7 protein-coding genes are annotated in these 24,139 nt (G+C 68.9%); 1 reads left to right on the forward strand and 6 read right to left on the reverse strand.

What is annotated here, in order from left to right:
• Positions 1-163: 163 nt before the first annotated feature.
• The 4 genes from HCA61_RS05280 to HCA61_RS05290 all read right to left on the reverse strand — a co-directional run bounded on the left by HCA61_RS05280 (position 164) and on the right by HCA61_RS05290 (position 2,730).
• Positions 164-1,360, reverse strand: coding sequence for an aminotransferase class I/II-fold pyridoxal phosphate-dependent enzyme (locus tag HCA61_RS05280; RefSeq protein ID WP_169687121.1), 1,197 nt, complete (start codon positions 1,358-1,360; stop codon positions 164-166).
• Positions 1,361-1,438: 78 nt separating this feature from the next.
• Positions 1,439-1,573: a hypothetical protein gene (locus HCA61_RS26550; protein WP_277351980.1), complete on the reverse strand. Its 135-nt coding sequence runs from the start codon at positions 1,571-1,573 to the stop codon at positions 1,439-1,441.
• A 169-nt stretch (positions 1,574-1,742) separates the two neighbouring features.
• The gene (locus HCA61_RS05285) at positions 1,743-2,393 is read right to left on the reverse strand and encodes a hypothetical protein (protein WP_169687122.1); all 651 of its coding nucleotides are present in this window, start codon (positions 2,391-2,393) and stop codon (positions 1,743-1,745) included.
• A gap of 175 nt (positions 2,394-2,568) precedes the next feature.
• On the reverse strand, positions 2,569-2,730 hold the full coding sequence (locus HCA61_RS05290; protein WP_169687123.1) for a hypothetical protein: 162 nt from the start codon (positions 2,728-2,730) through the stop codon (positions 2,569-2,571).
• Between the two features lie 208 nt (positions 2,731-2,938).
• Here HCA61_RS05290 and HCA61_RS05295 point away from each other — a divergent pair, with 208 nt between their 5' ends.
• Positions 2,939-3,457, forward strand: coding sequence for a protein tyrosine phosphatase (locus HCA61_RS05295; RefSeq protein ID WP_169687124.1), 519 nt, complete (start codon positions 2,939-2,941; stop codon positions 3,455-3,457).
• Here the strand turns inward: HCA61_RS05295 and HCA61_RS05300 are convergent.
• Positions 3,428-5,197 (reverse strand): polysaccharide biosynthesis tyrosine autokinase, encoded by a 1,770-nt coding sequence (locus HCA61_RS05300; RefSeq protein WP_169687125.1) that lies wholly within the window; start codon positions 5,195-5,197, stop codon positions 3,428-3,430. The two genes, HCA61_RS05295 and HCA61_RS05300, sit on opposite strands and share 30 nt — an antisense overlap.
• Positions 5,197-23,928, reverse strand: a complete 18,732-nt coding sequence (locus tag HCA61_RS05305; RefSeq protein WP_346777490.1) for an amino acid adenylation domain-containing protein — start codon at positions 23,926-23,928, stop codon at positions 5,197-5,199. The genes HCA61_RS05300 and HCA61_RS05305 overlap by 1 nt, the downstream gene beginning before the upstream one ends.
• Positions 23,929-24,139 lie beyond the last annotated feature (211 nt).

The following is a 24,139-nucleotide window of genomic DNA, read 5'->3' on the forward strand; positions in this document are numbered from 1 at the left end:
AGATCGCCTATGTCTCGGAGTCAGATCACCATCCGGTCTCGATCCTGGACGAATCACTCACGCTCACTTAGACTTGCCAACGGCCACTTCGCGTGGCCGTGTCTCCCTGAAGTCCTCCCCGACACAGGAGATGCAGCGCAGAGCCCCGCTGGCTCCTCCCCCCTCAATTCGCCGGCGGGGCTTTCCTGCGCCCGCCTGTCGACAGTCCGGCGACCACACCGTCGAGGATCCTCCCGACAATCGCGTCCGACGTTGCGAAGTTGATCCGCACGTGGTTTCGGGATTCCCGCCCGAACCGCGCACCTCCGTCGACGAGAACCCCGCTCTTGCCGATGCGGTCGACGGGGTCGTCGATTCCCAGTGGACCGGCATCGATCCACGACAGGTAGGTCGCTTCGGGGACGTGGTGCCGGGCGGCGGGAACTTCGGTGCGGAGCACGTCGTGCACGCGTCGGCGATTGCGTTCGAGCACGCGCAGCAGGTCGGACTGCCAGGCATCGCCATCCTGCCAGGCGGCCAGTGTTGCCACCACTCCCGGCACGGACACCGCCCCGTACAGATCGAACGGTTCACCGTCGCGCCGGGACAGCAGCCCTGCCGATCCGTAGTGCACCACAGCGCATCGCAGTCCGGCGAGATTGAACGCCTTGCTCGCCGACGTGATCGTCACCGTGCGCGCGGCGGCGGCACTGCTGATGGACGCGAACGGGATGTGGCGGTGCGGTTCGTAGATCAGCTCGGCGTGGATCTCGTCGCTGACAACGAGAATGTCGAATCGTTCGGCGAGGTCCGCGATGCGCTCGAGCTCGTCGCGGGTGTGCACGCGTCCGGTCGGATTGTGCGGGTTCACCAGTACGAGGACGCGGGGACGATATCGCGAGACCGCCTGCTCGAAGGTCTCGAAGTCGAGTTCCCATCCGTCACCGGTATCGAAGAACGGAAAGTCGATCTGCTGCAAACCCATTCGCCTGATCGTGGCGAGGAACGGCGGGTAGTTCGGAGTCTGGATCGCGACGGCGTCGCCGCGAGTGGTGGCGAGATGCAGGATGATCTGCAGCGCCTGGATGAGGTCGGTCTGCTCGCGTACCGCATCCGGATCGGGTTCCCACCCGTATCGCGCGGTCATGCGCCGAGAGAATTCCGTGCGGAGCGGTGTGCCTCGGAACCAGTCCGGGTATCCGAGATCGCTACTTTCGATCCGTTCGAGTAGCGCACGCCGAATCTCCGGCGCTACAGGGAAATCCATATCTGCGACCCAGGAGGGAATCAATCCTTCCGCTGTCGCTTGCGCCCATTTCGCCCCCGCGCGGGACGACAGCGCATCGATCTCGAGATCGTCGAAACCGGGGACACCGGCCATCGATCCTCCGAACACTCCCGCTACGGACAGCCGCGCGCTGCAGGCAACGCGCGGCTGCCTTCGCAGCACGCGGTGACGTCAGTTGCGTCGGTCTACTGCCATATCGTCGCTCTGGACGTCTTCATCCATCCGCGCGAGGTGGGCTTTGATCCACTCGGTGCTCCCCGGTGCGGCGGAGCTGTCGAACGTCGAATCGGTGGTGCAGGTGCTCAAGTCAATCCTCGTCGCACTCGACGCCGGTATGCCCGGCGGACGCAGGTCACAACCACCCCGTGTGAGTGACCGACGTCACTATAGCTCTGGAATCGGGCTCTGCCAAACCGCCTCGTAGCGACCCGGCGGTGCCAGCAGAAGGCGGCACCGCCGGAACTACGAGCTCAGCTCACGGCTGCGAGGACTGCGGGGCGAGCAGATCGCGAATGAAGTCCAGGAACCACTGGATCGGATCGATGGGCAGTTCGTCGAGCGGCGGTTCCGGCGTCGTCACCGGCTCATCAGAGACAGGCCCGGCCTGCGCCGGAGCCGCCTCGGGAGCAGGAGCCGGCGCGGACTCGGCGGGTGCACCTTCGCCACCGCCGACGGTCACCGTGATGGGCTCCTTCGCGAACGGGCGACCCGACGCGTCGAAGATGTTGTCGTAGGTGGCACCGGCGGCGTCCTGGCAACCCCAGTAGACCTCGTAGGTGCCCGGCGTCAGCGCGCGAGCGCCGGTCTGCGCGGGTGCGCCGTCCTTGACATAGGTGGCCGAGGACGTCTGGGTGTTCTTCACCGAGAACTTGGTGCCCGCGGGCTGGTTGTCGATGCGGCCCGACGGGGTCGCGGTGTCGACGGTGCCCGGCTCGAGGACGTAGGTGACGCAGGTGGCGCCGAGTTCCACCGAGCCTTCTGGCAGATCGAAGTCGACGGTGATCGAGGTGTCGTCCGCGGAAGCGGACACGTTGGGGCCGGCAGCGGATGCGACACCCGGGACGGCGAATGCCAGCGCAGCGGCACCGGCGGCAGTGAGGGCAGCTTTCTTCGCGACAGAATTCATAAATTTCCTCCCCGAAATTTTCTGGTGCGCCCGCGTCGTGAGCGGCACGCGAAACCGACCTCTCTCAGGCACAGCTTCATCTGCACGTTATCGCAGGTAACGATCCGTGTCGCGACGAAGAGGGACACGCGTCGGGAAGAACCGAAATGTCCCCTTTTTCGAGGAATCGGGAAGGTCAGTTCAGCAGCGGCGGCCGCGCATGATCGCGTTGGTCTCGCTGCAATTCGACGAGCTCTTCTTCTCGCTCGGCCACCCTCAGGAACACCCCCGCAGCGAACGCGACAGCGGCCGACACTGCCAGCCACGCCACCAGTCCCACCGCGATCCACCACCACATGAGCTCAGTGTGCGCGAAATCGAGGGGCGTGCCAAACGCCCTTACCGGACGTAACGGCAACACTCCTGTCACGAAACGGACACACCTCGTCGCTCACCTGGACTTTCTTCGGCAGCAATACAGCCCGGGCGAAATACAACATGTTTGCAACACCACACGGCGGTGTCCCACACCCGACACGCCCGGCGGCGTCCCCTACGATCGCCCAATGCGGATCTTCTTTGTGTGCACCGGAAACGTTTGCCGCTCTCCCACCGCTGAACGCCTGACATCCGCATACGCGGCAGAGGCCGGCCGGGCCGATCTCACCGCGCACAGCGGTGGAACCCGCGCAATGGTCGGGTACGGGATGGAACCCACGGCAGCGCTCGTGCTGCAGCAGCTCGGCGGAGACCCCGAGGGATTCACCGCCCAGCGCATCACACCTGCGCTCGCGGAAGACTCCGACATGGTCATCACCATGAGCGAACGGCAGCGCAACAAGGTCGTCGAGGTAGCACCGCGCATGATGCGCGTGACGTTCACGCTCAAGGAAGCGGCCCGTCTCATGGAGGCGAGCAACGCCACCACCGTCGCAGAATTGGCAGCGGCCCGGACTCAGCACAATGCTGAGCCCGGACCGGAAGACATCACCGATCCGATGGGCCAGGACGAGGAGACGTTCGTCGCGGTCGGTTCGGAGATTGCCGATCTGTTGCTACCCCTGCTTGCCCGAATCCGGGTCTGATTCGTCGACCGGGCGTCGCGCTGCTTGGATCACCGGCCGCGACGCCTGGTGCTCGGCCGCATGACCGTTGGTCGGTCGCACCGCCGAGTACGCCTGCGGCGGGTACTGCTCGTCGCTGTGACGTGCCGGCGCCTGTGGGAACTCGGATACCCGCCACGAGTCGTTGCCGTGGCCGTTGCTGCGCGGATGGTCACCACCGGTGCCATACGGCATCGCCTGCGTCGCGTCGGGCGTCGCATGCTGACCCGAATCGGACCCTTCCTGGTGCTGCGGGACTGCACGGCGCGGGGACTGCTCACTCTGACGCTGTGGAACGGGCGGATTCACAACCCGCTGCGCCGCGACCGGTGCCGCCGTCGTCGTCGCACTGACGTCGGCCGGTTTGTCGGTCTCGTAGTAGTACCGGTACTCGTACGAGCCGCCGCGGCCCTTCGCCGGGGTCATGTTGAGGATCGTGCCGAGCACGGTCGCGTTGACCGCACGCAGGTTCCCGACCGCCCGGGAGAGCTGTTCCTTGGTGGTCTTGCCGTGGCGCGCGATGAGCAGAGCGCCGTCGGTGATGGTGCTGAGCACAGCGGCATCGGTGACGGGCAGCAGCGGCGGCGCGTCGATGATGACGTAATCGAACCGCGACCGCAGGTCTTCGAGCACATCGCGGGCGTGGTCGGAGCCCAGCAGTTCGGACGGGTTCGGCGGCAACGCGCCCGCGCCGAGCACCCACAGACCGTCGTACTTGGTGGTCTGCATGACGTCGGCGATCGAGGCCTGGTTCGCGAGCACCGTCGACAGACCAGCGCCGCTCATCACGCCGAGGTACTTCGACACGCGGGGACGACGCAGGTCGCCCTCGACCAGTGCGACGGTGTGCCCGGCCTCGGTGAGCACCAGCGCAAGGTTGATCGCGGTGGTCGTCTTGCCTTCGGTGGGCAGGGCGCTGGTGACCACGATCGAGCGCGGCGGGTGGTCCACTTCGAGGAACTGCAGGTTGGTGCGCATCTCCCGGTAGGCCTCGGCGTCGCCGCTGTTGGCGTCGACGAACGAGATGGGAGGCGTGTCCTGCCGCGCCTTGTCCATCGGGATCACACCGACCACACCGGCTCCGGCGATCTCCTCGATGGCTTCGCGATCCTTGACGGTGTTGTCGAGGCGGTCGCGCAGCACCGCGAGGGCGATACCGAGCAGCACACCGACGGCCAGGCCGAGCGCGACGTTGCGCATGGTCTTGGGCGTCACCGGCGCAGCCGGGGTCGCAGCGTGGGTTTCCACCACGACACGCGCCGTGGGCGGGCCACCGTTCTCGGGGGTTTCGAGTTCCCGGACCATGGTGACGAACTCGTCGGACATCGCGTTGGCGATGTCGCGAGCCCGCTCGGGCGACGGGTCGGTCACGGCCATGTCGATCAGAACGGTGTCGGGTGCCGACGCCGCGGTGACCTTCGAGGCCAGCTCGTTGGGTGTCATGTCGGTGAATCCGAGCGTGTCGATGGTGCGCTCGGCGAGGTTCGTGCCCGTCAGCAGCTTGGTGTACGACGCGACTCGCTGCTGCGAGAACAGGTTGCCCTGGTAGATCTCCTGCACGGATCCGCCCGACGACGTCGACACGAACATCCGCGTCTTCGCTTCGTACTGCGGAGTGGTGAGCAGTGACGCACCGAGCGCGGCGAGGACCGCGACGACCGTCGTCACGGCGACGATCTTCCACCTCGCCTGCAGAATTCGCAGGTAATCGTGTACTTCCATCAGGGCGTCTCCCTCGTTGCGGTTACTGCGCACCCAGCGGGCACGGTGGGACGGTCGTCACGGTCTGCCAGCGCACTGGCAAGGGCCGGGCCGATCGAACGGACTGCATCCGAACCGGTCAACTCCGAGTGCGTGTACGGCACAGGGTGTTCGACGACGAGACCGCGCACATATCGCTGCCAGGTCGCAGCGAGCTCTGGGTGCCGGTCGAGATCGGGGGTGGCGACGAACAAGTCGATGTCGCCTTCGTAGGTACGTGGTGTGTGGCGCAGCGCGGCGGCTTCGACGGCTTCGGCTGCCGCGTCGACCCGACGGAGCACGTCGCCCGCGAGGTCGTCGGGCAGCGACGCGGTGTCGACGGCGGTGTCCCGCTCGGGGGTGTCGCCGAGCGGAAGGGTTTCCGGTGTCAGGGTGTCGAGCAGTGCAAGCACCCCCACGTGGTCGCCGCTTTCCCGTAGCTGCACAGCGATTTCGTGAGCGATGGTGCCGCCGACCGACCATCCGAGCAGGTGATAGGGACCATCGGGCTGTACTTTACGGATGGCGTCGACATACCGCGCGGCGAATTCCGGAATGCTGTGCGCCATGTCCCCCGATCCGGTGGCCTGCACCCCGTAGAGGGTGCGGCCGTCCAGGTACTCGCCGAGTCCGCGGTAGGTCCACGAGAGCCCACTGATGGGGTGAATGCAGAACAGCGGCGGACGGGCGTCGCCCGCGGCGAGTTCGACGATCGTCGCGAACGGGTCGGGTACGTCGCCGCCGCGCTCGATGAGCCGGGCCAGCTCGTCGACTGTCGTTGCAGTGAAGAGCCATTCGAGTGGAATGTCCCGATCGAGTGCGGTGCGCAGATCACCGGCCAGCGCGACGGCGGTGATGGAACTTCCACCGAGATCGAAGAACCCTCGGTCCGCCGAGACGCTTTCGACGGGCACGTCGAGATGCCGCGCGAAGAGTGCGGCGACGGTCTGCGCGACCGGCCCCACCGGTGCCACGAACTCGGTCGCGGCTGCGTCGGGGCTCGGCAGTGCCGCGCGGTCGATCTTGCCCGACGACGTGAGCGGCATGGCGTCGACGAGGGTGATGGTTGCGGGCCGCAGGTGGCGTGGGAGGTGGGCGGCGACGCGTCGCCGCAGGCTTTCGCTCGTCGCGGTGCCCTGCACGTAGGAGGCGAGGGCGACTTCGCCTGCGATCGGGACGGTGACGGCAGCGTCGACCTGCGGGTCGGCGAGGAGCACGGCGTCGACCTCGGCGGGTTCGACGCGGATGCCGTGGATCTGCACCTGGTCGTCGGCCCGGCCCATGTGTTCCAGTTCGCCGCGGACGATCCGCACGAGATCACCCGTGCGATACAACCGCCCGCCGGGCGCGCCGTACGGATCGGCCACGAATCGTGTTGCGGTATCGGCACTTCGGTTTCGGTATCCTCGCGCGAGGCCGTTGCCGCTCACGTACAGCTCGCCGACCGCGCCGGCGGGCACCGGGTGCAGCCGCGCATCGAGGACGTGCGCGGTCGCACCCGCGACCGGGACTCCGATGCCGGGCTTCTCACCGCCGCGCAGCGGTCCACTCACCGACACGCCGACGGTCAGTTCGGTGGGACCGTATCCGTTGAACAGCCGGTGCCCCGACCACTTCCCGGCGAGCGACGCGGGCAGCGATTCCCCCGCAGCGACCAGGGTCAGCCGTTTCACTTCCGGCGACAGGGTCGCGAGCACGGTGGGCGTGAGGTTGGCGTGAGTGATGCGCTGTTCGACGATCAACTGCTGCAACGGTTCCCCGGCGAAGGTGTGCTCGGGCGCTGTCACCAGCGTGCCCCCGTGCGCGTGCGCGGTGAGCAGTTCGAACACCGCGGCGTCGAAGGTGTGCGACGCCGCCTGCAGCACCCGCACGCCGGGCGCGGCGCCGAGACGTTCGCGCTGCAGGTCGACGAGGGCGGTCAGTCCGCGGTGCGTCACTTCGACGCCCTTCGGGGTGCCCGTCGTCCCGGAGGTGTAGATGACGTAGGCGACGTCGTCGACGCGCACGATCGGTGACGCGGGCACCAGCACGTCGTCGCGGTCGGCGGTGAGGTCGAGCCAGGTCAGATTGCCGGGTCCGTGCTCGCCGACGGTGAGTCCGAGGACGGCGCCGCTGTCGCGCAGGATCGCGTCGATGCGTGCGGCGGGCTGCGCCGGATCCACCGAGACCCACGCGGCACCGCTCTTGGCGACCGCCCACACCGCGAGCGGCCAATGCTGATCGCGCGGCGACGAAATCGCGACGACGTCGCCGGGGCCCACGCCGCGTCGCGCGAGGTCGGCGGCGATCTCGTCGGCGCGGGCGGAGAGGCCCGAGTACGTCCACACCACGTCTCCGCCCTGCACGGCAATCGCGCCGGGGTGCTCGGCGGCGGTGTCGTCGAGCAGGTCGACGAGGGTGCGCATCTCGACGGCGGGTGACGACAACGGTGCGGGTGCGGGGACGTCGAGGTCGCCGACGGGCACCTCCGGACGCTCGACGGCATCGGCGAGCAGCGACACGTAGTCCGCGAGCAGAGACTCTGCGGTGGCGGTATCGAAGAGGTCGACGGCGTGCACGAGACGCAGGTCGATGCCGTCGCGATGCCCGCGCTCGACGACCTCGAGCACCAGGTCGAACTGCGCGGGCGGCGCACCGGCCTCGGCCTCGGTGATCTGCAGTCCGGGCAGCTGCGGCAGCGACTCACCGACCACGCCGCGGTGGGTGAGCAGCACCTGGAACAGCGGGTGGTAGGCCCGTTCGCGGGTCGGCGCGACCTTCGCGACCACTTCTTCGAACGGCACGTCGGCGTGGGCGAACCCGCCGAGGTCCACGGATCGCACCTCGCTCAGCAGGGCGTCGAAGGACTGGGCGGGGTCGACGACGGTACGCAGGGGCACGGTGCCGACGAACATGCCGACGAGACGCTCGAGCCGGCGGTCGCCGCGACCGGCCACGACGGTGCCGACGGTGATGTCGTCGCGTCCGCTGCGGCGCGCGAGCAGCGCGACGAGCACAGCGTGGGCCAGCATGAACACCGTCACGTCGTGGCTGCGTGCGCTCTCGCGCAACCGCTGGTGAAGCTCGGCACCCAGGCGCACGACGGTCTGCTCGCCGCGGTGCGTCGGACGCGGGGGCCGCGGCCGGTCGGTGGGTAGCGGTAGCGGGCTGTCGGGGACGCCGTCGAGAGTGGTTGCCCAGTAGTCGAGTTGCCGTGCGGCGAGCGCGCCCGGGTCGGCGGGATCGCCGAGCAGCTCACGTTGCCAGCGGGCGTAGTCGCCGTAGGTGACGGGCAGCTCCGCGAATCGGGGTGCCCCTCCCGCGAGGCGCGCGGTGTAGGCGCGCGACAGATCGTCGAGCAGCGGGCCGACCGAGCCGCCGTCGAACACGATGTGGTGTACCGCGGCAGCGAGGATCCAGCTGCCGGGTTCGACGTCGAGCAGGCGGATCCGCAGCGGCGCCTCGGTGACGAGATCGAACGGCGTCGTGACGGTCTCGGCGATCGCGGCGGCGACATCCGTGGGTGAGAGGTGTTCGAGCACAGGCGGATCGGTCAGGATCTGGCCGGTGTCGAGATGAGCGGTGCGCAGGGGCCGGTGGCGGTCGATCACGTCACCCACCGCCGCAGCCAACGCGTCGATGTCGAGGTCACCGGTGACCGAGAGGACGACCGGCACGACATACGCAGCGGTGTCGGGTTCGAGACGGTTCAGCAGCCACAGTCGTCGCTGCGCGGGAGCGAGCGGCGCGGGTTCGTCAGCGCTGGATCGTTGCAGCTGGGCCCGGGCATCGTCGGTCCGCTCGCCCCCGATGTCGTGGGCGAGTGCCGCGAGGGTCGGCGCGTGCAGCACCGCGCGCACGGGCACTTCCGTGCCGAACGCGTCGGTCAGGCGCGCGGCGAACCCGACGGCAGACAACGAATCGCCGCCCGCCGCGAAGAAGCTTCGGTGCGCGGACGGTCGGGTGCCGAGGACGTGTTCGGCGATCGTGACGACGAGCTCCTCGGCGTCGGTGAGCGGGCGATCGTCGATCACGACGTCGTCGAACGGTTGCGCGGCATCGAGCGCTTCGAGCGCCGCGACGTCGAGTTTGCCGTTGCCGGTCAGCGGTAGCGCGTCCACGACACGCACCCGGCCGGGCATACGCTGCGGCGGCACCACCAGCGACAGCGACGCGTGCACGTCATGCGCGGTCAGTTGGTGACCTGCGACGAACGCCACCAGCGTGCCGCCGAGCGCGAGGACCGCGGCGTGCCGCACGTCGGGCTGTGCGAGCAGCGACGCTTCGAGTTCGCCGGGTTCGATGCGCACGCCGCGCACCTTGAGTTGCCGGTCGGTGCGGCCGCGGTAGGCGAGTGAGTCGCCGGTGCGGTGCACGAGGTCGCCCGTGCGGTACATGCGGGTGCCGTCCGGCGCTGCGACGAAGCGCTCGGCTGTGAGCGCGGGCGCATCGAGGTAGCCGGCGGCCAATCCTTCACCGGCGAGGTAGAGCTCGCCGACGGCCCCGTCGGGCACCGGCTGCAGGCGGGCGTCGAGGATGTGGGCGACGGTGCCGGGCACCGGGCTGCCGATGCCCGCCGGTGCGTCGCCGGTGATCTCGACGAGGGTCGAGACGATCGTCGCTTCGCTGGGTCCGTAGGCATCGAGCATCGTGCGGCCGGTGGCCCACCGCGCGGCCAGAGCGGGTGCGAGCGATTCGCCGCCCGACGCGACCACGCGCAGGTCGGGCAGCCCATCGGGGTCGAGGGTGCCGAGCACTGTGGGTGTCGACAGGTAGTGGGTGATGTGCTCGTCGACGAGCAGGTGGTGCAGATCGGGTCCTGCATACACGTCCGGAGGCGCAACCACCAGCGTTGCCCCGGTGGTGTGTGCGAGCAATAGCTCGAGCAGCGCTGCGTCGAAGGCGGGTGAGTAGCCGTGCAGCACACGATCTCCGGGATTCACCCGGTAGCGGCGCCCGATTTCGGCGGCGAGCGGCCCGAGTCCGCGGTGCGTCACCGCGACACGTTTCGGAGTGCCGGTGGAACCGGACGTCGCAACCACATAGGCGACGTCGGGCGGGCACTGCTCCCCCACACCCGCGGGTTCCATGCCGGCGGACGACGTGAACGCCGCACCAGTCTTGGTGACGGCCCACAGCATGCGGATGTAGGCGACGCTGCGGGGCAGGTCGATGTGCACTACCCGGCCCGGCCCGGCACCGGATGCGCGCAGGTCGGCTGCGAGGTCGTCGGATTGTTCGTCGAGTTCGCGGTAGGTGAGCGAGATGCCGTCGCCGCGCAGCGCTTCGCGGTCGGGATGCGCCGCGGCGGTGGCGCGCAGCAGTTCCGGCAGGGTGCGCGCCTGTGCAGGGGCACCGCCGGCGAGAGGTTCGGCCACCGGGGCGAACTCGGCTTCTCCCACCGCGGCGTCAGGTGCGGCGGTGAGTGCGCCCAGGATCGTCACGAATCGCTCGGTGAGTCGCGCGGCGGTGGGCTCGGCGAATCGGGAGGCGTCGAACAACAACGTCCCGGCATAGCCACCGGGCGACACAGCCAGCGAGAACTGCAGATCGAATTTCGGTGTGTCGTCGACGCTTTCCTGGGCTTCGAGCGTCAGCTCACCCACTTGCAGGGGCTCCACGCCGAAGTCCTGCACCGCCAGCGCCACCTGCGGGGTGCCGTGGATGTCGGCGACCACCTGCTCGAACGGCATGGCGGTGTGATCGAAGGCGGCGACGTCGAAGTCGCGTACCTGGGCGAGCAGACCGGCGAACGGCATATCGGCCGAGACGCGCGCCCGCAGCACCAGGGTGTCGAGGAACGGGCCGACGAGGTCTTCGAGCTGCGCCCAGTGGCGTCCACCGGTGACGGCGGCGACCGCGACGTCGTCGTGCGCGCCGAGTCGGGCGAGCAGCACCGACAGCGTGGCGTGCAGCACCATGAATTCGGTGGCGCCGTGTTCATGAGCCAGCTCCGCGACACGTTCGCGCACGTCGCTGGGGATTTCGAAGTCGACGCGTTGCGCGATGCTCTCGGCGCCGGTGTGGTCCGCGGGCAGTTCGCTGACGACGAGACCGTCGAGCGCGCGCCGCCAGTGTTCGGCATCGACTGCGGGCACACCGCGGTTCTGCTCCCACAGTGCGTAGTCGGCGTACTGCAGTGGCAGCGGCTCCCACTGCGGGGCCATCCCTGCGACCCGCGCGAGATAGGCGACGGTGAGATCACGCAGCAGTGGGCGCAGCGACGCGCCGTCGGCAATCGAGTGGTCGACGTCGAGATGCAGCAGGTGCAGGTTCTCCGCGACGGGTTCGAGCCGGCTCGACCACCGTCCCCGTCCGGTCACCACCTGCTGCACACCGTCGCCGTCGACGACGTAGTCGGTGCGCAGGATTTCGTGGCGTTGCGTCACGTCGTCGAGTGCTTCTTCGAGGGCCGACACGTCGAGAGGGCCGCGCAGCCGGACGGTGCTGTGCAGGCGGTATGCCTCGGGTGCGAGGGTGCCCAGGCCCCATAGGCGACGCTGGGCGCGGCTGAGCGGGATGCGGTCGGGTCGCGGCGACACCGCGACCGGCCCGTCGTCACGTGTGGGGCCATCTGCGTCGATCACCGCGGCGAGCGCGGCGACGGTCGGATGGGTGAACAGCGTCCGCAGCGACACGCTCACACCGGTCTCGTCGCGCAGACGTCCGACGAGGACGGTCGCGAGCAGCGAGTTGCCGCCGATGCCGAAGAAGTCGTCGCCGCGACCCACCGTGTCACGCTCGAGCAGATCGCTCAGGATCCGTGCCACCGTGATCTCGGTGGGGGTCGCGGGCTCGGACGACTCCGGCGACGACAACGCGGGCAGCGCCGCGACGTCGAGCTTGCCGTGCGCGGTCAGGGGGATCGCCTCGAGCGGCACGATCACCGTGGGCACGAGATGCGCGGGCAGCACGCTGCGAAGGGCGCCGCGGATCTCGTCGACGTCGACTTCGGCGGGTGTGACGTACGAGGTGAGAATCCCGTTGCACGGCAATGTGACAGAACGGTCGACGCCGCTCAGAGCCGACAGCGCCGCGTCGATCTCGCCGGGTTCGATGCGCACCCCGCGCAGTTTGAACTGACTGTCGCTGCGGCCGTGGAATTCGAGGGTGCCGTCGCGGCGCCACCGCACGAGATCGCCGGTGCGGTAGCGGCGGGTGCCGTCCGGTGCGGCAATGAAGCGTTCGGCGGTGCGGGCCGGGGCTCCTCGGTAGCCGGTGGCGAGACGTCCGCCGCCCACATACAGTTCGCCGATCACGCCGACGGGCACCGGCTGCAGCCGGTCGTCGAGCACGACCACCGACGCCGCACGCACGGGCTTGCCGATCACGATGTCGTCGCCCGACTGCAGTGGCCGCGAGTTGGTGACGAACATGGTGGTTTCGGCGGGGCCGTAGCTGTTGATCAGGGTGCGTCCCGGCGACCAGCGGTCGACGAGCGCGGACGTGAGCCGGTCGCCGCCGAGCATGAGCACCCGCAGGCGCGGCAGGGCGCGCGGCGGCACGGTCGCGAGGGTGGACGGGGTCATCACCGCGTGGGTGATGGCGTCGCGGTCGAGGAGGTCGCCGAGGGCGGCGCCGCCGTAGCTGTCGGCGCCGGCCACGATCAGCGTCGCACCGGAGATCCCCGCGGTGAGGATTTCGAGCATCGCCGCGTCGAAGCTGGGCGCGGCCACGTGCAGTACCCGGTCGCCGGGCGTGGCAGCGAGATCCTGGGCGATGTCGTCGGCGAAGGCGCTCACACCACGCTGGGTGATGGTGACGCCCTTGGGGTTTCCGGACGTGCCGGAGGTGAACACGTAGTACGCGGGCGAATCGGGCGCAGGCTCGAACACCGGGGTGGGGTCGTAGTCGGTGCCGTTGTCGACGGGTATCCACCTCACCGCGGTGGGCAGGGTGTCGCTCTCCCCCACTCCGACAGCGACACCGTCGAGCATCGCGGCGAGACGCGCGGTGGGCTGGGCGGGATCGACGAGCATCGGGGCTGCCCCGGCCCGGACTACGCCCCACACGGCGAGCACCGATTCCAGCGACCGCGGGTATGCGCACGCCACCGCATCGCCCGGTCGCACACCCTCGTCCTGCAGGCGTGCGGCGAGATCGTCGGCGTAGAAGACGAGTTCGGGGTAGGTGAGTTCACGGTCGCCGTCGCGCACGGCCAGGTTGTCGCCGCCGAAGTCGGCGCCCGCGGCGAGGCGCTGCCGCAGTGACCGGGTCGAGGCGGCGAAGCGTCCCGCCACGACGGGGGTCTGCCCGTCGATGAGGTCGATGTCGCCGAGGCGGACGTGCGGGTCTCCGGCGGCGGCCCGCAGGATCGCGGTGTATCGGTCTGCGACAGCGGTGATGGTCGCCTCATCGTACAAGTCTGTGCTGTAGAAGAATTCGATCTCGAGTCCGGTGTCGGTCGGGGTTGCGGTGACCTGCAGGTCGAGCTGCGTGTAGCGGGTGTCGATGGGCAGCACCGAGACCTCGACGCCGGGCAGTTCGGCGGTACCGACGGTGGGCCGGCTCAGCGACAGCGACACCTGGAACAGCGGGTGACGCGCCGCGCTGCGCACGGGGTTGAGGTGTTCGACGAGCGTCTCGAACGGCGCATCGGGATGCATGTAGGCGGCGACGTCGCGGCCACGCACCTGCTCGAGGAACTCGGCGAACGTCGCATCGGGGTTCACGTCGGTGCGCAGCACGTGGGTGCCGACGAACATGCCGACGAGGTCGTCGAGTTGCGGTTCACCACGGCCCGAGACGACGGTGCCGATGGGGATGTCGCGTCCGGCGCCGTGTCGTTGCAGCAGGGTCGCGAGTGCGGCGTGCAGCACCATGAACAGCGTCGCGTGTCCGGTGCGGGCGAGATCGTGCAGGCCGTCTACCAGATCGGCGTCGAGCGACACGACATGCGCGGCGCCGCGCCCGGTGGGTTCGGAAGGGCGCGGCCGGTCACCGGGCAGGGTCGTTTCGTCGGGCAGTCCGGCCAGTTCGGTGAGCCAGAACGGGAGCTGGTCTTCGGCGATCGCGCGTTGACGTCGCGCGTAGTCGCTGTACTGCACGGGCAGCGGCGTCCACGCCGGCGACGTTCCCGCGCGGCGGGCTGCGTAGGCGACGGCGATGTCGCGCAGTAGCGGAGTCAGCGACCATCCGTCGGCGGCGATGTGGTGCAGCACCACCACGAGCACGTGTCGCCCGGGTACCGTCCGGTACAGCCGGGTGCGGATCGGCCGGTCGACGGTGAGATCGAAACCGGCAGCCGCGAATTCGGCTGCGGCATCGTCGAGCGCATCAGCCGGGGTCGCGATGGGGTCGGCGGAGACGCGTTCGGCGGGCAGCAGCACCTGTTCGGTCGCCGTGGGGTACACGGTGCGCAGGGTGCGGTGCCGCTCGACGAGATCGCTCAGCGCTGCGGCGAGCGCGTCGACGTCGAGATCACCGTCGAGCTGCACCGCGAACGGAAGGTTGTAGCCGGGCGACGCCGGGTCGAACCGGTTGACGAACCACAAACGCTGCTGCGCTGCCGACAGCGGGGCGGGGCCCTCACCGGCCACCAGTGGCGGACGCGAGCGTCCGGCGCCGGTGCGCTCCGCAACGATCGCGGCGAGTCCCGCGACGGTGCGGGCGTCGAAGATGTCGCGGACGGTGACGTCGACGTCGGTGATGTCGGTGAGTCGGCCAGCGAGGCGGGTGGCGAGCAGCGAGTTACCGCCGAGGTGGAAGAAGTCTTCGGTCGCAGAGATTTTCGCGTTGCCCGCACCGAGGAGATCGAGGACGACCTCGGCAACGAGTTCTTCGACAGGCCCGTGCGGGGCCGCTCCTCCGGCACCGATGACCTCGGGTGCAGGCAGCGCGTCGCGGTCGAGTTTGCCGTTGGCGGTGCGCGGCAGCTCACCGAGCGACACGGCAGCCGCGGGCACGAGGTAGTCGGGCAGGGTGCGGCGCAGTTCGTTCAGCGCAGCGGTGCTGTCGCCGCCCACGAGGTAGGCGACGAGCTTGTCGTCGCGCAGCAGCACCGCGGCCTCGGACACGCCATCGCATGCGAGCAGTGCCGCTTCGATCTCGCCGGGTTCGATGCGGTAGCCGCGCAGTTCGATCTGGTGGTCGGCGCGGCCGAGGTAACGCAGCCCACCTGCGCGATCGCGGCGGGCGAGATCACCGGTTCGGTACCGGCGGGCCCCACCGGGAGCGGCGACGAACCGGGTGGCGGTGAGTCCGGGCCTCCCGCGGTAGCCGCGGGCCAGCTGATCACCGGCAACATACATTTCGCCGATCGCGCCGGGCAACGCATGCCGCAGCGACACGTCGAGGAGGTCGACTGCCGTCCCCGCAAGGGGGCTGCCGATTCCCGGTGCTGTGGCTTCCCCCGCGGTGAGGTGCACGGTGGTCTCGGTGATACCGAACATGTTGACCACATGTGCGTGCGGGTGCCGCTGCGCCCACGGCACCACCCGCGCCGGGTCGAGTGCTTCGCCGCCGAAGATCACGAGGCGCAGGCCGGGCAGGGTCACGTCGAGGTCTGCGAGTTGGTAGAAAGCGCGCGGTGTCTGGTTCAGGACCGTGACGCGCTCTCGGCCGAGAAGTTCGGCGAAAGCGGCAGGATCGCGGACCGTGTGGTGATCGATCACGACGAGACGCGCACCCGTGGTGAGCGCTCCCCACATCTCCCACACCGAGAAGTCGAAGGCAGGCGAGTGGAACATCGTCCACACGTCACCGGGGACACAACCGAGATCGAATGTGGTGGCAGCAAGCAGCGTTGCGAGGTTGCGGTGGGTGACGAGCACACCCTTCGGGGTGCCCGTGGAACCGGACGTGTAGATCAGGTAGGCGCCGCTGTCGGTGTGGGTGGACGAGTCGAAATCGGCGCCGTCGTCGATGCGGGCAGCGATCACGGGGTCGTCGATGTGCAATGCGGGCACGGGTGAGTCGAAACCGCTCTGCGCGAGCACAACCGAAGGCGACGCATCTTCGAAGAGGGTCTGCAGACGCGCCGCGGGGTGAGTGACGTCGACGGGCAGGTAGATCGCCCCGGCCCGGGCGACGGCGAGGAGCGTGACGACGAGATCGAGCGAACGCGGCAACGCCACGGCCACCACGTCGTCGGTGCCGATACCCCGCTCACGCAGCACCGCGGCGAGTCCGCCCGAACGCGACCACAGTTGCCCGTAGCTCAGGGACTGTCCGTCGGCAGACAACGCGACGGCCTCGGCGTCGTCGGCGACGCGAGCGGCAAGGAGATCGATGGGCGAAGCGGCCACCGGGGGAAGCGTGACGCCGACGGGGGTGTGGTCGGCGCCACGCAGTGGAATACCGCCGACGGGCAGAGCCGGGTCTGCGGTAACCGAGTCGAGGATACCCACAAACGATTTCCGCCACTCCACCACGGTGGCCGTGTCGAACATTTCCGCAGGAAAACTGAAGGTTCCGGTGAAACCCGCGGGCGTGCCCGCGTCGGTGCGGTGATCGCGAAGGTTCAGCTCGAGGTCCACCCGCGCAGTGCCCGACGGCAACTCGCGCACGGTCGTGCCGGGCACCCTGAAGGTGTCGATGCCGAAACTTTCGTAGGCGAGGATCACCTGGAACACCGGGTGATGCCCGCTCGCGCTCGCGTCCACCGCTGCGACGATCCGGTCGAACGGCACGTCGGCGTGAGCGAACGCATCGAGATCCGCGCGGCGCGCGTCGGCGAGGAGGTCGGTGAAGCTCTCCCACGGCCGCACCGACACACGCAGCGGAACAGTGCCGACGAACATGCCCACCATGTCGTCGAGCCCGGCATCGGTACGTCCCGACACCGGCGTGCCGATGACGATGTCGTCGGTGGCGGCGAGCGACGACAACAGCGTCGCGAATGCGGCGTGCACCACCATGAAGGGGGTGACGTCGTTGGCTCGGGCGAGCTTGTCGATCGCCGCGTGCAATTCGGCGGGCACCGTGAAACCGACCTGCCCTGCCGTGCCGGTGGTGACGTTGCTGCGCGGGCGGTCGGCGGGAAGTTCGAGCAGCGGTGAGGCGCCTGCGAGCGTCCGCTTCCAGTACGCCAGCTGCGTCGCGGCGAGGCTCGCGGGATCGTTCTCGTCGCCGAGAACGGCGGCGTGCCAGCGCGCGTAGTCGCGGTAGGTGACCGGAGAACCGGCGAGGTCGGGGGTCTCGCCGGCTCGACGAGCAGCATATGCGGTCGCGACGTCGCGTCCGAGAGGGAGCAGCGACAATCCGTCGGCTGCGATGTGGTGGAGCACCACAGCGAGTGTGAACCCGTCGCCGGTGCGGTACAGCTTCGCGCGGATCGGCGCGTCGGAGGTGAGATCGTAACGTGTTCGGGCGAACTCGTTCATCCGATCGTCGAGGTCGGCGGGTGCATCGACGGGTGTGAGGTCGAGTTCCACGGTGTCGAGCAGGTGCTGACGCGGCCCGTCACCGCCGTCGGGATAGATGGTGCGCAGTGTCGCGTGCCGGGCGATGACGTCGGAGAACGCGCCGCGCAGCGCGTCGAGGTCGGTGTCTCGCGGAAGGTCGACGGCGAACGCGATGTGGTCGCCGCCGTCCGTCCCGGCGGCCACGTCGAACCGGTTGACGAGCCACATGCGCTGCTGCGCGGGGGCGAGCGGTGCGTCGGTGGTGTCGTCGCTGTGGACGAGCGGGATGGCGGCGACCGCGCCCGGGGAGCCGAGCGCGCGTGCGAGGTCGGCGACGGTGGGGTTCTCGAACACGTCGCGCACACCCACCCGTCGCGCTGCGACCGCACCCAGGCGAGCTGCGAGGGTGGTCGCCAGCAGCGAGTTGCCGCCGATCGCGAAGAAGTCGTCGTCGCCCGACACGGCGGGAGCACCCAGCACATCGCCGACGATCCCCGCGACGAGTTCTTCGGTGACGCTCCGGAACCCGTGGACGGTGGATGCACCGGCCGGTTCGGGCAGTGCGGCACGGTCGATCTTCCCGGTGCTGGTGAGCGGCACCGCATCGAGCACGGTGACGGTGGCGGGCACCATGTGACGCGGCAGGCGCGCGGCGAGCCGCTCGCGGATCTCCCGGCCGTCGAGTTCGGTGTCGGGGCTGTGGACGTAAGCGGCGAGCGCGCCATCGCGGACGAGGGTGACGGCGGTACGCACACCCGGATTGTCTTGCAGCACGGTGTCGATCTCGCCGAGTTCGATGCGGAACCCGCGGATCTTGACCTGATGGTCGGCGCGGCCCACGAATTCGAGTGCGACGTCGTCGCCCGTGCGCGCTTTTGGTAGCCCTGACTGCCAGAACCGCGCACGGGTCCAGCGCACGAGGTCGCCCGTGCGGTACATGCGTCCGCCCCCGAAAGGATCGGCGACGAAACGCTCGGCGGTGAGAGCGGGCGCGTCGAGGTAGCCGCGCGCCACGCCCTGCCCCATGAGGTAGAGCTCGCCGGTCACGCCGTCGGGCACCGGCTGCAATCGGTGATCGAGCACCGCCGCGGTGACACCGACGAGGCCGGTGCCGATGGTGAGCTTGTCGCCGGGCCGCAGCGGGGTGCTGGACGTGGCGATCACCGTGGTCTCGGTGGGCCCGTACACATTCAGCATGGTGCGGCCCGGCGACCACCGTGCCGCGGTCTCCTCCGGCCACCTCTCGCCGCCCACCGCGAGGACTTCGAGGTGGTCGAGTCCGTCCGGGTCGAGCTGGGTGGGCACCGACGGCGTGGTGAACCAGTGCGTGATGCGTTCACGTCGAAGCAGTTCGAGCAATTCGTCGCCGCCGAACACATCGGGTGGCGCCACCACGAGCGTTCCGCCTGCTGTCAGGGCCATCACCTGTTCGAGGACGGCACCGTCGAAAGCCGGATTCGCGAAGTGCAATACACGGGCGTCGTCGTGCAGCGCGAAACGCTCGACGAAAGAGTGTGCGAGCGGCCCGAGTCCGCGCTGCGACACCGCCACGCCCTTCGGCTTGCCCGTCGAGCCCGAGGTGTAGACGAGATAGGCGAGATTGTCGAGATGCACCGGGCGCACACGGTCGGCATCGGTGATTTCCCGGGTGTTCCCGTCGACAGTGAACGGCACGATCTCCACACCGGCCGGGACGGGCACGCCGGGGCCCGCGACGGCGAATTCGACGTCGGAGTCGGTGAGCAGCGCATTGATGCGGGCGGCGGGCTGACCCGGATCGACGGGCACGAACGCCGCGCCGGTCAGCGACACCGCGGCGGCCGCAACCACCGACGACGCCCCGCGCGGCAACATCACCGCCACACGGTCTTCGGCTCCCACTCCCCTGCCGATCAGCGACCACGCCAGCGGACGCGCAGCAGTTGCGATATGGAGCGGCTCGCCACCCGGCTCGAACACCCGCGCCGAGGATCGTTCGATGATCTCGGCGAAGGTGGCCTCGGGTCCGGGTTCGGCCACCGTCACCGGCACAGCACCGAGGTCCACATCGCTCACCGGCGCGGTAGGGTGCTGCGCCACATGTTCGAGCACCACACCCAGTCGCTGCGACCACGTGGCGATGGTGGCGTGGTCGAACAGTTCCGTGTCGTAGACGAGCCGGCCCGTCAAGGACCCATCGCGCATGGCACGTATCGAGATCTCGAGGTCGAACCGTGCTTGCGCCGAGCCGATTTCCTGCGGCCTCGCCGTGAGACCCGGCAGTTCGAGATCGGGGACGTCGACGTTGTCGTAGGCGAGCATCACGCTGAACGGACTGAATCCGAGTGCGTCGACGACCTGCTCGAACGGCACGGTGGCATGCGCGAACGCGTCGACGTCGGTGCTCCTGGCTGCGGTGAGCAACGACGTGAACGGCGCGGCGGGATCGACGTCGAGTCGCAATGCGACGGTGCCGACGAACATGCCGACGAGGGCGTCGAGGTCGGGATGGTCGCGGCCGGCGGTGCCCGTGCCGATCGCGATGTCGCGACCCGAAGTCCACACCGACAACCACACCGCGACCGCGGCGTGCACAGCCATGAACACGGTGGCGTCGTGAGCAGCGGCGATCGCGCGCAGTGCGTCGACCTGCTCCGCGGAGACCGTGAACTCCACCGTGGCGGCCGGGCCGAACCCACCGCCCCGGGGCCGGTCGGTGGGCAGCGGTGCCGCGGAGTCGAGTCCACCCAGAGCCGTGTTCCAGTAGGCGAGTTCGCGCCCCGCGGGGCTCGCGGAATCGGCGGTGTCGCCGAGCCGGTCGCGGTGCCAGCGGGCGTAGTCGCGGTACTGCAACGGCAGTGGCTCCCACGCGGGTGCGTTCCCTTCGGCGCGCGCGGCGTACGCGGCAGCGACGTCGACGGTGAGCGGCACGAACGACGCACCGTCGAGCGCGATGTGGTGCGCGACCACCGCGAGTACGTGCCGACGCTGGTCGATACGCAGCAGCCGGACGCGGAACGGGATATCGACGGCGAGGTCGAACGGCGCTGCCGCCCACTCCGCGATCAGCGACTCGACAGCGTCTTCGTCGGCATCTTCGGGCGTGAAGTCGAGCACCGACATCGCGCGGTCGAGGTGCAGGGCCTCCTGCACCGGCCCGTCGGAAGTGACTGTGAAAACACTGCGAAGAATGTCGTGGCGCCCGAGCACATCCGAGATCGCGGCCCGCAGTGCCTGCACGTCGAGGTTGCCGTCCAGATACAGGGCGAAGGGCAGATGGTAAGCCGCCGGGTCGCGGTGCGCGCGAGCGAGAAGCAGCAACCGCTGCTGAGCCGGGGCGAGCGGCGCCGGTCCGGTATCGGCCAGCGCGACCGGCGCCGACGCCGAGAGCGGACGTGCTTCGGCGGCGACGGCAAGGCGGGCGACGGTGGGATGCTCGAATACGTCGCGGAGCTGCACGTCGCGGCCGAGCGCAGCACCGAGGCGCGCGGCGAGCTGCGCGGCCCCGAGCGAATGGCCGCCGAGTTCGAAGAAGTCGGCGTCGCCGCCCACCGTGTCGGCGCCAGTGAGATCGGAGAACAGGCCCGCGACGAGGGTCTCGGTGGGTCCGTTCAGCGGCTTCGAACCTGCGGAAACGGCCGCGGGCTCCGGCAATTCGCGATGGTCGATCTTGCCGCCCGGGGTGAGCGGCAAAACGTCGAGCACGGTGATCGACGTGGGTCGCAAGTAACCGGGAAGTTGTTCGGCGAGGTGGATGGTCAGATCGGCTGTATCCACCTCACCCACCACATACGCGGCGAGGTGCTCGCCGCGCACCACGACGGTGGCGGCGCGCACGGCGTCGAACGAGGTGAGGGCCGTTTCGATTTCCCCGAGCTCGATGCGGCGGCCACGGATCTTCACCTGCTGATCAGCGCGACCGAGGAAGACGAGCTGACCATCGGAATGCCAGCGCACCACATCGCCCGTGCGATACACCCGACCACCGAACGGGGATGCCACGAAGCGTTCGGCGGTGAGTGCGGGTGCGCCGAGGTAGCCGCGGGCCACGGCATCTCCCCCGAGATACAGCTCGCCGGACACACCGACGGGAACGGGATGCAGGCGAGAGTCGAAGACCACGGCGGTCATGCCATCGATGGGTCGCCCGATGGGGACACCCGCGCCGGGCTCGAGTGGCGCGCTCAGCGTTGCGAGGACGGTGGTTTCCGTCGGCCCGTAGGCGTTGAGCATGGTGCGTCCGGGCGACCAGCGGTCGGCCACGGCCTGCGGCACCGATTCGCCACCGGCGTCGAGCATCGTCAGATCGGGCAGCCCGTGCTCCGGGGTGACGGACAGCACCGCGGGTGCGGTGATGGCGTGGGTGACGCGTTCGGTGCGCAGCAGTGTCGCAAGGGCGGGACCGCCGACGGCATCGGGCGGGCAGATCACCACGGTCGCGCCTGCGTCGAAGGCCAGCAGTAGCTCCTGCAGTGATGCGTCGAAGCTGGGTGCGGCAAGGTGCAGCACACGCGAGTCGGGGTCGGCGCGGTAGCGGTCGCGAAGAGTTGTCACAAGCGCGGCGATGCCGCGGTGTCCGACGGCGACGGCCTTGGGTGTGCCAGTGGAGCCGGAGGTGTGGATCACCCACGCGGGGTTGTCGAGGTGCAGGGGGCGCACCCGGTGCTCGGCGGTGAACGTCACCGTGGTGTCGTTGCCGCGACCAGGCGTGATGCGTGTGATGTGCGCTGGCAGATGCGGGTGCTCACCCGCGACGGCCACCTGAATGCCGGTGAGGAGTTCCGCGAGACGAACCGCGGGAAGTTCCGGGTCGGTCGGGGTGTATGCGGCGCCGGTCTTCGCGACGGCCCACAGCGCGATCACCGAGTCGATCGAGCGTGGAAGCAGCACCGCGACCCGGTCTTCGGGGCCTGCGCCTGCGGCGACAAGACGGTGGGCCAGTTCGTCGGATGCCGCGTCGAGTTCTCGGTAGGTGAGTACTTCGCTGCGGTCGCGCACAGCCACGCGAGACGTCTGGGCGTGTGCGGTCAGCAAGTCAGGCAACAGCGCCGGTGCGGGCGTGCTTCGGCCACGCGCCGGGGTGAACCCATCGAGTTCGGCGGCGGTGGCGAACGGCAGATCGCCCACAGGCGCCGACGGATCGCTGACGAAATGCGAGAGGAAATCGAGGAACCTGCGGTGCAGAAAATCGAGGTAATCCTGCGTGTATAGGTTGGGGTTCGCCTCGAAATCGACGCGAAGAGAGCGGCCCGGGATTCCCGCATACACGTTCACCGACAGGTCGTCCACCGGCCCGGTTGATTGCACGTGATAGTCGGCGGGCACGTCGCCGTAGACGATCGACTGATGGAAATTCATGACGTTGACGACGGGCCCGAAAGCGTTACGGGTCTCGGTGTGTTCGCGGCCGAGTGCGCGGAGGTCGGCGAGCATGTCGGCGTAGGAGTATCGCTGGTGGCGTAACGCGCCGTTGAGCTCTACCTGGATATTCCGGATCAGCGCGGTGACCGGTGCGGCCAGGTCGAGGCGCACCCGGAGGGGGACGACGTTCGACACCACACCCGCCGAGCGGCGCAACGCAGCGGTGGTGCGCGCCGATACCGGGAGTGACAACACCACATCGGTGGTGCTTCGAGTGCGCGCCAGGAACGCGGCGAACGCAGCAAGCACGATCGGAACGTCGGTGGCGTTCACTTCCTGCGCACGTGTGGTGATCGCCTCCGCAAGTTCCCGCGACACTGCAGTCGCGGAGCGGCGGGCAGGCACCATCGGTGGCGCGACGTCGTCGATCAGAGAAAGCGGTTCGGGCAGGTCGGCGAGGCGGTCTGCCCAATGCTCGCGGTCGCCGGCCTGCCGCTTCGATCCGATGTAGGCGGACTCGTATTCGGTGATCTTCTCGATCTGCAACGAGGTGACCGGCGGGGTTTCCTCGTCGGCGAGCCACGCGGAATACAGATCCGCGGCGCGACTCAGCAGAATCATCGCGCCGTGACCGTCGAGCGCAATGTGGTGGACATAGCTCGACAGGAAATATCGTTCGTCTTCGACGTGCAGCAGCGAGCTGGCAGTCAGACGGTCTCGAAGTGGATCGAGCGGTTTCGAGAAGCGCGTCGTCATCCAGCGGTGCGCGGCTGCTTCGGGGTCATCGACACCGCGGAAATCGACATAGGGGACATCGTCCTCATAGTCGACGTCCACGAACTGCTCAGGAATACCCGCACGCTCGGCGAGAAAAAGAAATCCCGATTCCACGTCGCGCGCGGCCTGGAGCATCGCCTTCGTCACAAGGCTGTGATCGAGACTGCCCCGAAACTCCAGGTACTGGGCAGTAATGAAGGGTACGTCCGGGTTCAATGCCTGCGCGTACCACAGACCCCGCTGACTTGGGGACAGCGGAAGTATTTGCACCACGCTCCCTCGCCTCACCCGACAAAACACATACTCGAGGCACGACAGCTTTGTTGCATCCGCCCCGACAGATCGCGAACGGTGCCTCCCAACACCATTGCCACGATCAACCGCACAAAGTGTATCTATGGTTACGGAGGCTCACCACTTGAACGGACGGCCAACTCGAAGTCGGTTATCGTCTCGGCGGGAGAACACGAAGGGGGCACAGGCC

Source organism: Rhodococcus sp. HNM0563 (assembly GCF_012726195.1).
GTDB lineage: Bacteria > Actinomycetota > Actinomycetes > Mycobacteriales > Mycobacteriaceae > Rhodococcus.